This window comes from Candidatus Palibaumannia cicadellinicola (assembly GCF_002855795.1).
Taxonomy (GTDB): domain Bacteria; phylum Pseudomonadota; class Gammaproteobacteria; order Enterobacterales; family Enterobacteriaceae; genus Baumannia; species Baumannia cicadellinicola_C.
The window spans coordinates 1-14,011 of record NZ_NJPO01000034.1 but is presented as its reverse complement, the minus strand read 5'-3'; the positions used below and the strand labels follow the sequence as shown (position 1 = coordinate 14,011).

Sequence of the window (14,011 nt, the reverse complement as noted above, 5' to 3'; positions counted from 1 at the left end):
ACTTCCTCAACCACCATCACATATCCTTGATATGTGTACTGGTAGTGGCTGCATCGCCATCGCTTGTGCTTACCTTTATCCAGAAGCCAAAGTTGATGCCGTAGATATTTCTGCCGATGTGCTTACTGTCACAAGATATAATATTCAGGAACATGATGTTAAGCATCGTGTTTATCCTATCCGCTCCGATTTATTTCGAGAATTGTCTCCGCTATGTTATGATTTAATAGTTACTAATCCTCCTTATGTAGATAAGGAAAGTATGAATAATCTACCGTTGGAGTTTCATGCAGAGCCAATTCTCGGTCTTGCTGCTGGACAGGATGGACTAAAACTAGTACGCCGCATTCTGGCCTGTGCCCCTGACTACCTTAGCACACAGGGAATACTAATCTGTGAAGTAGGTAATAGTATGATACCTTTGATAAAGCAGTACCCAGAAATTCCCTTCCGTTGGCTAGAATTACTAAATGGAGGTAACGGTATTTTCATGTTAACCCGTCAGCAACTCGTAGAGTGTAGAGATATCTTTATGCTTTACCGTAATTAACTAGTATCGAGATAAACAATGGCAGGGAATAGTATTGGAAATTTATTTCGCGTAACTACTTTCGGTGAATCTCATGGTCGGGCATTAGGGGGTATTATTGATGGCGTTCCTCCCGGAATCATATTATGCGAAGATGATTTACAGCATGATCTAGATAGACGGTGCCCAGGTACATCCAGCTATGTTACGCCACGGCGTGAACGAGATAAAGTACGTATACTATCCGGTGTGTTCAAAGGAGTGACTACCGGTACCAGTATAGGCCTGCTGATTAAAAATGAAGATCAGCGTTCAGAGGATTACGATAGTATTCGTGATATTTACCGGCCAGGACATGCTGATTATAGCTACCAGCAAAAATATGGCCTACGGGATTATCGGGGAGGAGGTAGATCATCTGCGCGTGAAACGGTGATACGCGTTGTAGCCGGAGCCATTGCTAAAAAATACTTAGCGTATCAGTACGGAGTTAAAGTTCGGGGATTTCTAGCGCAGATAGGACATATAAAATGTGAACTAAAAGATTGGGACCAAGTTGAGCAGAATCATTTTTTTTGTCCTGACATCGATCGTATTGAAGCAATACACGCGCTGATGCATCATTTAAAACAATGTGGTGACTCTATTGGTGCCAAAGTGACAATAGTCACGGAAAATATTCCTGCTGGTTTAGGCGAACCAGTATTTGATCGTCTTGATGCAGATTTAGCCCATGCATTAATGAGTATAAATGCGGTCAAAGGGGTAGAAATAGGCGATGGCTTCGCGGTAATTAATCAATTAGGGCACGAAAATCGCGATGAAATGACTTCTGAAGGATTTCAAAGTAACCATGCTGGCGGTATTCTAGGCGGTATTAGTAGTGGTCAGCCGGTCATCGCTCATATCGCACTTAAACCCACTTCTAGCATTATTAAACCTTGCCGTACCGTAACCAGCCAAGGTGAAGTAGTAGAAATAGTTCTTGACGGAAGGCACGATATCTGTGTCGGCATACGCGCGGTACCTATCGCGGAAGCAATGACAGCAATTGTGCTTATGGATCACTTTTTACGTTATCGCGCACAGTGCGGAGATTTTCGATTAAAAAAGCAAAAATTACTTCAGTAAACTACTGTACATAATGAAATCCTAAATATGTTACAAGAGGTATTACATGAAACGTGCGGTAATTACAGGTCTAGGGATATTATCAAGTATTGGTAACAACCAATACGAAGTACTAGCATCTTTGCAACAAGGTCGCTCCGGGATTAGCTTTTCCCAAGAATTTAAAGATTCTGGTATGCGTAGCCATGTTTGGGGCAATGTTAAAACTGATATAACTGGGCTTATTGATCGTAAAATTGCACGCTTTATGAGTGATGCTTCTATTTATGCTTTTTTATCCATGGAACAGGCAATTGCTGATTCTGAACTTACACAAAAAATGATTTCCAATGATCGCACTGGTATTATAGTTGGCTCAGGTGGGGGTTCACCACGTAATCAGGTTACTGGCACTAATGCTATGCGTACCCGTGGACTGCGGGGTGTAGGTCCTTATATGGTTACGAAAGCTATGGCATCCGGGGTATCTGCATGCCTAGCCACACCATTTAAAATTAGGGGAGTCAACTACTCTATTAGCTCTGCATGTTCAACTTCTGCACACTGCATTGGTAACGCATTAGAACTAATTCAGTTAGATAAACAGGATGTAATTTTTGCCGGAGGGGGTGAAGAGTTATGCTGGGAGATGGCTTGCGAGTTTGATGCCATGGGGGCGCTCTCTACCCGTTATAATGCAACTCCGGATAAAGCGTCCCGTACCTATGATGTCAATCGCGATGGTTTTGTTATTGCAGGAGGTGGAGGTATCGTTGTAGTAGAAGAGTTAAAGCATGCACTGGCGCGAGATGCTCATATTTATGGTGAGCTCATTGGTTATGGTGCTACATCAGATGGGGTTGACATGGTAGTACCATCTGGTGATGGTGCTATTCGTTGTATGCAAATGGCGCTAAAAAATGTCGATACATTAGTTGATTACCTTAATGTGCATGGTACCTCAACACCAGTCGGCGATGTAAAAGAACTATGGGCTATTCATGAAACTTTTGGTAAGAAACATCCAGCATTATCATCAACTAAAGCCATGACCGGACATTCCTTGGGTGCCGCAGGAGTACATGAAGTCATTTTTACTTTACTAATGATGGAAAACAATTTTATTGCCCCTAGTATTAATATTGATCACATCGATCCTAAGGCAGAGGGTATGAATCTAGTAACTAAACCCATTCAGCGTAAATTAACTACTGTTATGAGCAATAGTTTTGGTTTTGGCGGAACTAATGCTACATTAGTCATGCGTAGATATCCGTATGAGTAAGTAGTGTTCTAACAAATCAAAATCAACAGTCTAGAGGAGGTTATTTTTTGCTCTGTGAATCTAGATAATAATCTTGTGGCGGAGTCATCATGTGAAAATATTAGTTGATGAAAATATGCCCTACGCTCAGGCGCTATTTAGCCGCCTGGGCGAAGTGGAAGTAGTAAATGGACGGCAGATCACAGCACAAAATATTTTAGCTGCCGACGCGCTAATAGTGCGTTCGGTTACTCGCGTTGATCAATCTCTATTAGATGGTAGTCTAGTACAATTCGTTGGTACCGCTACCGCAGGTATTGATCATATTGATCAAACCTGGTTGGAGCAAGCAGGTATTAGATTCTCCTCTGCTCCTGGTTGTAATGCTATTGCAGTTGTAGAATATGTTTTCTCAGCTTTATTATGGTTAGCACAGCGCGACGGTTTTGACCTACGTGACAAAATTGTTGGCATCATTGGTGTAGGTAACGTTGGTAGCCTATTGCACCAGCGTCTTTATACGTTTGGTGTACCAACTTTATTATGTGATCCACCACAGGCTGAAGCAGGAGCTATCGGTGACTGGAAACCCATGGCAAAGCTAGTTGCGGAAGCCGACATACTAACCTTACATACTCCACTAACCTACCATGGACCGCATACTACCTGGCATCTCGTAAACGATGAGATGCTCTCAGCGCTACCTTCCGCGAAACGCATATTAATTAATACCTGCCGGGGTGCAGTAGTCGATAATGCCGCGCTGCTACGAGCTTTAAAAGGGGGCAAGTTACTTACTGTTGTGCTAGATGTATGGGAGTCTGAGCCAGAACTTCTTTTACCGCTATTAGCACGCGTAGATATAGGTACAGCGCATATCGCTGGCTATAGCTTGGAAGGTAAGGTACGTGGTAGTATTCAGGTTTATAACGCCTATAGTGCGTTCCTAGGTGCAGGTGAACGCATAGATCTATCGGATCTTTTGCCTGCGCCCAAGTTAGAACGAGTACGTTGGCGTGGCGCGATTGACGAAGAAGCACTACGTAGATTAGCCCATTTAGTATACGACTTGCGGTATGATGACATGCTTTTACGCCGCACTATCTGTTTACCTAGGGGATTTGACCAACTAAGAAAAAGTTATTTTGACCGTAGGGAGTGGTCATCACTATACGTTGATACTGATAATAGCGTTAGTGCAGATAAGCTTACTAAGCTTGGTTTTTATGCTATTTATAATAATAATTAACTATATTAGTAGTATTATAACAAAAAGACCAAAATATGTACCTAATGTTTAAATTAGACTAGAAACAAAAAAGTAAAGTGACTAATAAGAGTAGCATAAAACTAGCACTAGGCATAGCATACGATGGTAGTCACTATTCGGGCTGGCAGCGACAGCCAAATGTACCTAGCGTGCAAGCCTGCTTAGAGCAAGCACTATCGCTCGTCGCTAATGAACCTATTTCAGTATACTGTGCAGGTCGTACTGATACCGGCGTACATGCCACCGGACAAGTTATTCATTTTGAAACCTGTGCACATAGAACTAATACAGCTTGGACGCTAGGAGTTAATGCCCATTTACCTACTAGTATTGCGGTACGTTGGGTCATGCCGGTCAAAACAGATTTTCATGCACGTTTTAGTGCCACCGCACGTCGGTATCGCTATATAATTTATAACCATCGGCTGCGCCCAGTAATACTAGGTAACGGATTAACGCATTATTACCAACCACTAGATACAAGTAAAATGGAGCGCGCAGGCCAATGCTTGCTAGGAGAACATGATTTTACTTCGTTCCGTGCACTGCAATGTAAGTCTCGTACTCCTTGGCGTAATTTGCATCAGTTGATAGTAAAACGTAAGGGACCTTATATTTTAGTAGATATCACAGCCAATGCGTTTCTTTATCATATGGTTCGTAATATTGTAGGCAGTTTACTAGAAGTAGGATGCGGTAAAAAACCTGAAAGTTGGATTGCAGATCTGTTATTTGTTAAAAATCGTTCCTTAGCCGGTGTTACCGCCCGTGCAAAAGGACTTTACTTGATCAGTGTAGACTATCCTTCCCGTTTTGGACTACCGTCGTTATCGTTAGAACAAGTGGTTCTCAATTATGATAGTCTTGTATCATATCAAAACTAGGTTTGGTCGATGAGCTGGATTGAACGTATTCTCAATAAAAGTACTATTACTTCTACACGGAGAGTAAATATCCCCGAAGGAATATGGACCAAATGTGATAGCTGTAGTCAAGTATTATACCGTGCAGAATTAGAACGTAATTTGGAGGTATGTCTCAAGTGTGACCATCATATGCGTATAACAGCGCGGGAGCGCCTGCACGCTTTTTTAGATAAAAATAGTCACTACGAGCTAGGTAGTGAACTAGAGCCGAAAGATATCCTTAAATTTAAAGATTCTCAAAAATATAAAGACCGCTTAATTGCTGCCCAAAAAGCAACTAATGAGAAAGACGCACTCGTAGTTATGAAAGGTACATTATATAATATGCCTATTGTTGCTGCTTCCTTTGAATTTTCTTTTATTGGGGGCTCTATGTCTTCTGTGGTAGGTACACGTTTTGTACGTGCCGTAGAACAAGCTTTATCAGATAAATGTCCGTTAGTGTGCTTCTCAGCTAGTGGGGGTGCTCGTATGCAGGAAGCCTTGATGTCGCTGATGCAAATGGCGAAAACGAGCGCTGCGCTCGCTAGGCTGCGTGATCGGCGTTTACCTTATATCTCGGTGCTCACTGACCCCACTATGGGTGGGGTTTCCGCTAGCTTAGCTATGCTAGGGGATTTAAATATCGCTGAGCCAAAAGCTTTAATTGGTTTTGCCGGTCCGCGAGTCATTGAACAGACAGTACGTGAAAAACTACCTGCCGGTTTTCAGCGCAGCGAATTTTTACTGGAAAAAGGCGCTATTGATATGATTGTACGTAGACTCGACATGCGCTGGCGTCTAGCTAGCTTGCTTGCTAAATTAACCCACTGTCATCCGCCACAATCAAAAGATCAATAATAAGCAGAACTTTATCGTTTCACGTTTCCTTATTAAAGAAATAACACTATGAACTAATGAATACAAATATTAATAATTTTACGATGACTATTCCTCACGAAGAGTCGCCACTTGCTGTATGGCTTGATTATATCAATAATTTGCACGTAAAGCCCATAGATTTAGGCTTAGACCGAATACGCCATGTAGCAAACAGCCTAGATCTACTCAAACCAGCCCCGCTGGTAATAACAGTTGGAGGCACTAACGGTAAAGGCACAACCTGCCGGCTATTAGAAGCTATTTTGTTATCTTATGGTCTACAAGTTGGCGTTTTTAGTTCACCCCATCTGTTACACTATACAGAACGGGTACGCATTAACGGAGAGGAACTAGCCGAAGCTGCTCACAGTGAAGCAATGGCAGTCGTAGAAATGGGTCGCCATAATACCTCTTTGAGTTATTTTGAATTCAGTACACTATCTGCGTTACAGCTATTTTGCCAAGCGACGTTAGATGTAGTAATCCTTGAGGTTGGACTAGGCGGTCGATTAGATGCAACAAATATCGTTAACGCAGATGTTGCCGTAATCACTAGTATTGCTCTAGATCATACAGCCTGGCTAGGTTCAGATCGTGCAAGTATTGCATACGAAAAAGCGGGAATTATCCGTTATGGTAAACCAGTAATTGTTGGTGAATCCGACCGACCTATTACCCTAGATATAGCTGCTGATAACTGCTGTGCTAAATTGTTTGCCCGTGATAGAGATTGGGGATTTAGGGTAGAAGAAAATAGTTGCTGGCATTGGTGGGAGAAAGATAGCCAGTTACAAAGGCTACCGTTACCTACGATTCCGCTCGCTAATGCGGCTACCGCATTAGCGACAGTGCACCACCTACCTTTTGTGGTACATGAAGATTCTATTCGTCAAGGTTTATGCGATGCGATGCTACCGGGACGCTTCCAGATTATCCGCCAGCAACCACTAGTTATCCTAGATGTTGCACATAATCCCCATGCCGCAGATTATATCGCGCGCCAGCTAGACACACTGCATTTATCTCCGATTGGAAAAATTAGGGCAGTTGTGGGTATGCTGGCTCATAAAGATATTCAAAGTACGCTAACTTGTCTACGCGATAAAGTAGCGGTATGGTACTGCGCAACGTTGGAAGATCCATGTGCAGCACGCGCAGAACAACTTGCGACATGGCTTGATAGCGATGCGCAACTGTTTAAGGATGTTGTTAGCGCTTGGCGGCAGGTTATGTTAGATGCCGCTCCAGAAGACTGTGTGCTAGTTTTCGGGTCATTTCATACCGTAGCCTCAGTAATGAGGGTTCATAAACATGGATAGCAAGTTTAATAATCGTCTAGCTGGGACCATGATAATTATTGCATTAGGGATAATTGTTCTACCTAGTCTGCTTCACAGTAATAAAAATATTGTTCATGATAAATTTGTTGCTATTCCACTTGCGCCTGAACTTAACAACAATAAGCGAGAGATTTCATATCTAGCTAATCATAATCAGAAATTGCCGAGTAATTCATTAGAAAAAAATATAGTAAAATCACAAATAGATCAGCCCCAGGCTTGGGTGGTACAGTTAGGAGCATTAAAAAACGCTCCGAAGGTATTAGAAATTGTGGATCAGCTGCGGCTATCTGGATACTCGGTATATACGTTACCTTCTATACCGGTAGAAGGACAAATTACACGTATCTTTGTCGGCCCGGATACTTCGAAAAAAAAGTTACAGCTTTTTCTTAAAGAGTTAAACCAGTTAAGTGCCCTTAATGGCCAGCTGTATCCATATATAGATATAGCTAAGATCGATGCTGAGTAGCATCGCAAGAAATTAAATATAGAAAGACATAAATAACGTAGGTTGCAGTACAAATGGATGCACGCATGAGCTGGATAGATTATGTAATCTTTGGCATAGTAATTTTTTCTACTATGGTAAGTCTTATTCGTGGTTTACTTCGAGAAGTATTATCTTTAATTACTTTTGCTTGTGCTGTTTTGATATCAGGCAACTATTATAAGACTATTGCTATTTACTTTACCAAATTTGAAGAACAGATAGTTCGGAATAGTATTGCTATTACCTTACTTTTTATTGCAACTCTACTTATAGGGCAGATAGTAAATAGTATCGTTAGCTCACTGGTAGAGCTAACAGGCCTATCCTGCATTGACCGTGTGTTAGGTATATGTTTCGGCTTGCTGCGAGGCATACTGATCGTCTCAGCAGTGCTGTGGTTTCTCAATACTTTCACTAGTTTTCCTCATAGTCAAGATTGGCAACAGTCCCAGTTGATACCAGAATTCCGCGGTATAATTAAATTATTTTTACGTTCTCTGCAAAAAACGTCTAGTTTTGTGTAAAAGCAATCATTTTAACGCTGATGAGGAAATAAAAACATGTGCGGTATTGTTGGGATAGCAGGTGTGATGCCGGTTAATCAGTCTATTTATGATGCATTAACGGTGCTACAACACCGTGGACAAGATGCAGCAGGCATCGTAACCACAGATGCATTAAACTGTTTTCGCATGCGTAAAGCTAATGGATTAGTCAAAGATGTATTTCATATCCGACACATGCAACGCCTACAAGGTAATAGCAATATTGGCCATGTCCGCTATCCTACCGCCGGTAGTTCTAGTGCTTCTGAGGCACAACCATTTTACGTTAATTCTCCGTTTGGGATCACCCTGGCGCACAACGGTAATTTAACTAACGCTCATGAATTACGTAAGAAGCTGTTCGAAAAAGGTAGGCGTCATGTTAACACTACCTCAGACTCCGAAATACTACTTAATCTTTTAGCTACTGAGTTAGATCGTTTTCCTAACTATCCATTAAAAGCCGATAATATTTTTGCTGCGATCACTGCAATACATCGGCAAATACGTGGAGCTTATGCCTGCGTAGGCATGATTATCGGCCATGGTTTATTTGCTTTCCGCGATCCTAACGGAATCCGACCGCTAGTGATAGGTAAACGTACCTTATTAGATGGCCGTAATGAGTATATAATTGCTTCTGAAAGCGTAGCGCTAGATACCCTGGGCTTTGAATTACTGCGTGATATTACTTCCGGCGAGGCCGTGTATATTACCGATCAGGGCCAGTTTTTTACTAGACAGTGCGCCGATAATCCACAGCAACATCCATGTTTGTTTGAATATGTATATTTCGCTCGACCTGACTCTTTCATAGATAACATTTCAGTCTATAGTGCTCGGGTCCGCATGGGTAAGATTTTAGGTGAAAAAATAGCAAGCGAGTGGGTCAAGCTCAAAATTGATGTAGTGATTCCTATTCCAGAAACTTCTTGTGATATCGCTTTGGAGATTGCTCGCATTCTTGATAAACCATATCGTCAAGGTTTCGTTAAAAATCGCTACGTCGGGCGCACTTTTATCATGCCTGGTCAACAAAGACGTAGAAAGTCAGTACGCCGTAAACTAAACGCTAATGGCGCCGAATTCCGCGATAAAAATGTCTTACTAGTAGATGACTCTATTGTCCGTGGTACTACTTCGGAACAAATCATCGAAATGGCGCGCGAAGCAGGCGCTAGCAATGTCTATTTAGCATCGGCAGCTCCAGAAATTCGCTTCCCTAATGTTTATGGTCTTGACATACCTAGCGTCAATGAATTAATTGCCCATGGACGCGACGTAGATGAAATTAGGCAATTAATTGATGCAGATGCCTTAATTTTCCAAGATTTGTCAGCTTTAGAACAGGCTGTACGGGAAGATAACCCAAATGTAAAGCAATTTGAATCATCGGTATTCAATGGTATCTATGTTACTTGTGACGTTGATCAGTCTTATCTCGACTCTCTTGAGTCATTACGCAATAATTCTTATCAAGCATTACCCGCTCAAACAGAAGTAGAAGTGGAACATCTTGAAATCTATAACGAAGGTTAATTACCACTATAATAATCACAAAACCTGAAGATCTACATACCTAGTTTTTTTCTTTTTTATTCCCAGCTGGATATTTATCTATGATAAAACGTTTGATTGTTGGTATCAGTGGCGCTAGTGGGGCTATTTATGGCGTACGTTTATTACAAGTACTAAGTACCTTACCTAATCTTGAAATTCATCTAGTTTTTAGTTTAGCTGCGTGCCAGACACTAGCGCTAGAAACCAATTTTGCTTTGTGCGAAGTGCAGGCACTAGCCCACGTAGTGCATGATACACGTAATATCGCCGCAAGTATTAGTTCTGGTTCTTTTAAAACAGCTGGTATGATTATTTTGCCGTGTTCGATCAAAACTCTTTCCGGTATAGTTCATAGTTACAGCGACGACTTACTTATTCGTGCTGCAGATGTTGTACTGAAAGAACGGCGTAGGTTAGTGCTATGTATACGGGAAACACCATTACATATGGGTCATCTGCGTATGATGACCACTGCAGCGGAACTAGGAGCAATTATTATGCCACCAGTACCCGCATTTTACCACCGTCCGAGTAAAGTAAGCGATATCATTGATCAAACAGTTAATCGTACGTTAGATCAATTAGATCTAACGTTATCTGATAATCTTTTTCAACCTTGGCAAGGAGAAGAAGGCAGCTAACCGATCTTACCTTACTTAAAAATATCCTTGTCTTGAATTGAATGAATCTATTGCTATTGGCTGTGCCCACTGAACTAGATTAATCAGTGGTTGTGGATAAAGCCCAAGCAACAGCACAAATAGTAAGGATATCAGCACCATGATCCCCCCGCCTGTTAACATCCAGTGAGAAGGAGTATCGCTATGCCTATTTTTAGGAGGGTATAAGTATAAGCTAACCATAATGCGTAAATAGTAAAACAGACTAATAGCACTGCTAACGATTACCCCGCTAGTTAGCCACCATAAGTGGCTATTAACACCTAAGGCAATAACATAGAATTTACCCATAAAGCCTAATGTCATAGGAATGCCCGCTAGCGATAGCATCATTACCGTCATCACAGCCGAAAGTATCGGCTTATGCCAAAATAAGCCACGATAGGAATACAATAAATCTGTATCATCTCCGCGGTAAGGACTAGACATCAGACTAACAACTCCAAATGCACCTAAGTTAGCAAATAGATAACTAACTAGATAAATACCTACTGTTTCTAGTGCTAAGGTATGCGGTATCGCAAGAACACTAACTAATACATAGCCAAGATGAGCGATTGAAGAATAACCTAATACCCGTTTAATGTTACTTTGGCTCAAAGCCATCAGATTACCGAAAAGCATAGAGCAGAAAGCTATCATAGCTAGTACTAGTTGTACTCCATTATTCTTAATAAACGGAGCGTAAAATAATAAGCGCATCATGCTAGCAAAAATAGCTATTTTGCTAGCTGTGGCCAAGAAAGTAGAAACAGGCGCTGGCGCACCCTGATAAACATCTGGCGTCCACAGATGAAATGGTACTAATGATAGCTTAAAACCCATTCCAACTATCATCATTCCTAGTCCTGCTAATAGCATAGGATTATGTAGCATAGTGTCATTTAGTGTCTGACCGATGCCTATAAATGATAGTTGACCGGTTGCAGCATATACCAATGCTATACCGAATAAAAGAAAAGAGGAGGCAGCTGCCGATAATAATGTGTATTTAATACACGCTTCCAGCGATTTTTTTATGTCGTAGGCATATCCTATCATACCAAACAAAGGTAGAGAAATGAGCTCAATTCCAAGGAAAAGTGTCGTTAGATGGTTGGCGCAAGCCAGCATAATGCCCCCCTTCGTAGCGATAAGCACTAGTATATAAAACTCATCTCGTTTACCTGGATAGCCTGCTAGCCAGGCATAAGCTAGTGTACTAGTTGCTAAACTAGCTATTAGTACAATACCGGTATAGAAGATCGCAAAATGATCTACACGTATCAGCGGCGTTAAATCAGTAACGCCGCTATCACTGCTATATGCTACTAAACAGAGCGAAAATAGTGCTAGATTTAAGCCTATTACTGTCGAAGTTGCACTTCGAAAATGGTTACGTTGCCAAACAATAGATAGCATCACAGCAACCATTGTTAATCCTACTATTATAACAGGTAATAGCTTAATAATTATTGTCATAATCATGACTACTATAACTCTATTTTTGACATAGTAAAACTCGCATCAACAGCGAACCAGTGCTGAATATTGCTCATTGCTGCAGCTGAAGTATCCATAATAGGTTGTGGTACACAACCTAGTAGCACAAGTAGTACAACTAATAACATCATGATTAGCTGTTCTAGTAGCGTCATTTTTGCTAATAAATCGTTTGATTTTGCCGGTCCATAGTAAACACGCTGCATCATCATAAGAGAATAAATCGAGGCAAACACTAGGCTAAAAGTAGAAATGATTGTAATCATAGGAACGATTGAGAAACAGCCAAATAAAATAGCTATTTCCCCCACAAAATTTCCTGTACCTGGCATACCTAGCATAGCCATGGCGAAAAATAGCGCAAATGCTGGAATCAAGCTAAGCCGGCTCCATAAACCACCCATCATACGTATATCACGGGTATGTAAACGTTCATATAACTGACCGCAGATGATAAATAGACCAGCAGTAGATAAACCATGGGCTATCATCTGTACTACAGCTCCCTGAAAAGCAAGTTCATTGCCGCTATAGATAGCTATTAATAGTAAGCCCATGTGGGAAATACTCGTATAAGCGATAAGCCGCTTAATATCTATTTCTGAAAACGCAATCCAGGCTCCGTAGAAAATACCAACTACCCCCAACCACATTGCTATAGGAGCAAACTTATGGGACGCATGCGGGAATAACGGTAGGTTGAAACGTAGTAATCCATAGGCAGCTGTTTTAAGCAAAATACCAGCTAAATCAACCGAACCAGCGGTCGGAGCTTGACTATGGGCATCCGGTAGCCAGCCATGCAGTGGCACTATAGGCATTTTGACAGCAAAGGCTAAGAAAAAACCAAGCATCAACAAATATTCTACTTTATCAGACATCGGTGTAAACAACAGATCATTATAGTTAAAAGTCCAGACCCCTGTAGCATTATAGTGTACGAATACTAGTCCTAAGATCGCTACTAGCATCACAAGACCACTAGCCTGAGTATAAATAAAAAATTTATTTGCAGCGGTAATACGAGTCTTACCGTCCGATGCCTTATGACCCCATAATGCGATCAAAAAATACATAGGGACTAACATCATTTCCCAAAATACGAAAAACAGAAAGATATCAATAGCCATGAAGACACCGATAACCCCGCCTGAAATCCATAGCAAATTCAGGTAGAAAAATCCCTGGTAACGCTGAATTTCACTCCAGGAACAGAGAATAGCTAGTATGCCTAAAAAGCTAGCAAGTACTACCATTAGTATCGATAGGCCATCCAAGGTAAAATGAATGTTGATGCCAAACCTTGGAATCCAAGGTAGCAGATATTCCGCCTGCCATTGCGGTAATCCATGTGCTATAACTATCGGGAAGCTTCCCTCGTACCATAGTAATAAGGATAGTGCTAGGGTTAGGCCCATCGCGATCAAAGCAATATAGCGTGGTATCCTGGTGCCAAAATGTTCGCATTGCCAGCATAACAAACCGCCTATAAAAGGGATCAAAATTAGCCAAGGTAGTAGCATGAAGTTTTGCTTTCCTTATTTGAACAAATGGATTAATTAATCACTTATTTTGTTGATACTACTTGCTCTACCTACTATTAGCTGACGGCGTCATCGTGGTTTTCAACGAAACACTAGCAATACGAGAACTATTACAGCACCCAAACACATCGACGCCGCATACCAACGTAACTTACCATTCTCACTTATCTTAATGCCTAACCCTAACCATCTAATCAGGACTGCCGGGATATTCATCAGAGTATTGATCGGATCTGAGGATAAAAGTTGGGCAATAGTCAAATAAGGTTTGACGAAAATATGGTAATATAGCCAGTCAAAACCCCAGGCATTAAACCACCATACCAAAATCAAACGTCTTAATGCGTTAGTAGATAATAAATTAACTAATCTGCGCTGCCCAAGCCACAAAATAGCAGCTAGGCATA

General features: G+C 41.4%; 13 protein-coding genes and 1 pseudogene. 11 read left to right on the top strand and 3 right to left on the bottom strand.

Features of this window, described 5'->3' with window-relative positions; genetic code table 11:
- From prmB to CEX73_RS00525, 11 genes are all read left to right on the top strand, one after another.
- Positions 1–550 (top strand): 50S ribosomal protein L3 N(5)-glutamine methyltransferase (gene prmB / locus CEX73_RS00575; protein ID WP_101626689.1); only part of this gene is annotated, 550 nt, incomplete at its 5' end.
- A gap of 18 nt (positions 551–568) precedes the next feature.
- On the top strand, positions 569–1,660 hold the full coding sequence (aroC, locus tag CEX73_RS00570; protein WP_101626685.1) for a chorismate synthase: 1,092 nt from the start codon (positions 569–571) through the stop codon (positions 1,658–1,660).
- Between the two features lie 46 nt (positions 1,661–1,706).
- Entirely contained in the window at positions 1,707–2,924 is a 1,218-nt protein-coding gene (fabB, locus tag CEX73_RS00565; RefSeq protein WP_101626684.1) for a beta-ketoacyl-ACP synthase I, read from the top strand.
- A 91-nt stretch (positions 2,925–3,015) separates the two neighbouring features.
- Positions 3,016–4,152, top strand: coding sequence for a 4-phosphoerythronate dehydrogenase (locus tag CEX73_RS00560; RefSeq protein ID WP_101626683.1), 1,137 nt, complete (start codon positions 3,016–3,018; stop codon positions 4,150–4,152).
- A gap of 77 nt (positions 4,153–4,229) precedes the next feature.
- The gene (gene truA, locus CEX73_RS00555; RefSeq protein ID WP_101626682.1) at positions 4,230–5,057 is read left to right on the top strand and encodes a tRNA pseudouridine(38-40) synthase TruA; all 828 of its coding nucleotides are present in this window, start codon (positions 4,230–4,232) and stop codon (positions 5,055–5,057) included.
- A gap of 9 nt (positions 5,058–5,066) precedes the next feature.
- Complete coding sequence (gene accD, locus CEX73_RS00550) at positions 5,067–5,939, top strand: acetyl-CoA carboxylase, carboxyltransferase subunit beta (protein WP_101626681.1); 873 nt, start codon at positions 5,067–5,069, stop codon at positions 5,937–5,939.
- 68 nt (positions 5,940–6,007) lie between these two features.
- Positions 6,008–7,279, top strand: coding sequence for a bifunctional tetrahydrofolate synthase/dihydrofolate synthase (folC, locus tag CEX73_RS00545; RefSeq protein WP_438819074.1), 1,272 nt, complete (start codon positions 6,008–6,010; stop codon positions 7,277–7,279).
- Positions 7,272–7,772, top strand: a complete 501-nt coding sequence (locus CEX73_RS00540) for an SPOR domain-containing protein (protein ID WP_101626680.1) — start codon at positions 7,272–7,274, stop codon at positions 7,770–7,772. The genes folC and CEX73_RS00540 overlap by 8 nt, the downstream gene beginning before the upstream one ends.
- A gap of 65 nt (positions 7,773–7,837) precedes the next feature.
- Positions 7,838–8,317, top strand: coding sequence for a CvpA family protein (locus tag CEX73_RS00535; protein WP_101626687.1), 480 nt, complete (start codon positions 7,838–7,840; stop codon positions 8,315–8,317).
- Positions 8,318–8,353: 36 nt separating this feature from the next.
- Positions 8,354–9,877, top strand: coding sequence for an amidophosphoribosyltransferase (gene purF, locus CEX73_RS00530; RefSeq protein WP_101626679.1), 1,524 nt, complete (start codon positions 8,354–8,356; stop codon positions 9,875–9,877).
- A gap of 83 nt (positions 9,878–9,960) precedes the next feature.
- A complete protein-coding gene (locus CEX73_RS00525; RefSeq protein WP_101626686.1) occupies positions 9,961–10,539 on the top strand; it encodes a UbiX family flavin prenyltransferase in 579 nt (192 codons plus the stop codon).
- A 15-nt stretch (positions 10,540–10,554) separates the two neighbouring features.
- On the opposite strand, the gene nuoN is transcribed toward CEX73_RS00525, so the two are convergent.
- The 3 genes and pseudogenes from nuoN to CEX73_RS03465 form a co-directional block, all read right to left on the bottom strand.
- Positions 10,555–12,039, bottom strand: coding sequence for an NADH-quinone oxidoreductase subunit NuoN (gene nuoN, locus CEX73_RS00520; RefSeq protein WP_101626678.1), 1,485 nt, complete (start codon positions 12,037–12,039; stop codon positions 10,555–10,557).
- A gap of 11 nt (positions 12,040–12,050) precedes the next feature.
- Complete coding sequence (gene nuoM, locus CEX73_RS00515) at positions 12,051–13,583, bottom strand: NADH-quinone oxidoreductase subunit M (RefSeq protein WP_101626677.1); 1,533 nt, start codon at positions 13,581–13,583, stop codon at positions 12,051–12,053.
- Between the two features lie 102 nt (positions 13,584–13,685).
- A pseudogene (locus CEX73_RS03465) lies at positions 13,686–14,011 on the bottom strand (NADH-quinone oxidoreductase subunit L); the annotation flags it as partial.

What these genes read in the sequence shown, in the direction of transcription:
- purF (WP_101626679.1), top strand. Translation starts at nt 8,354, where the DNA reads ATGTGCGGTATTGTTGGGATAGCAGGTGTGATGCCGGTTAATCAGTCT.
- nuoN (WP_101626678.1), bottom strand. Translation starts at nt 12,039, where the DNA reads ATGACAATAATTATTAAGCTATTACCTGTTATAATAGTAGGATTAACA.
- CEX73_RS00535 (WP_101626687.1), top strand. Translation starts at nt 7,838, where the DNA reads ATGAGCTGGATAGATTATGTAATCTTTGGCATAGTAATTTTTTCTACT.
- aroC (WP_101626685.1), top strand. Translation starts at nt 569, where the DNA reads ATGGCAGGGAATAGTATTGGAAATTTATTTCGCGTAACTACTTTCGGT.
- nuoM (WP_101626677.1), bottom strand. Translation starts at nt 13,583, where the DNA reads ATGCTACTACCTTGGCTAATTTTGATCCCTTTTATAGGCGGTTTGTTA.
- accD (WP_101626681.1), top strand. Translation starts at nt 5,067, where the DNA reads ATGAGCTGGATTGAACGTATTCTCAATAAAAGTACTATTACTTCTACA.
- CEX73_RS00540 (WP_101626680.1), top strand. Translation starts at nt 7,272, where the DNA reads ATGGATAGCAAGTTTAATAATCGTCTAGCTGGGACCATGATAATTATT.
- fabB (WP_101626684.1), top strand. Translation starts at nt 1,707, where the DNA reads ATGAAACGTGCGGTAATTACAGGTCTAGGGATATTATCAAGTATTGGT.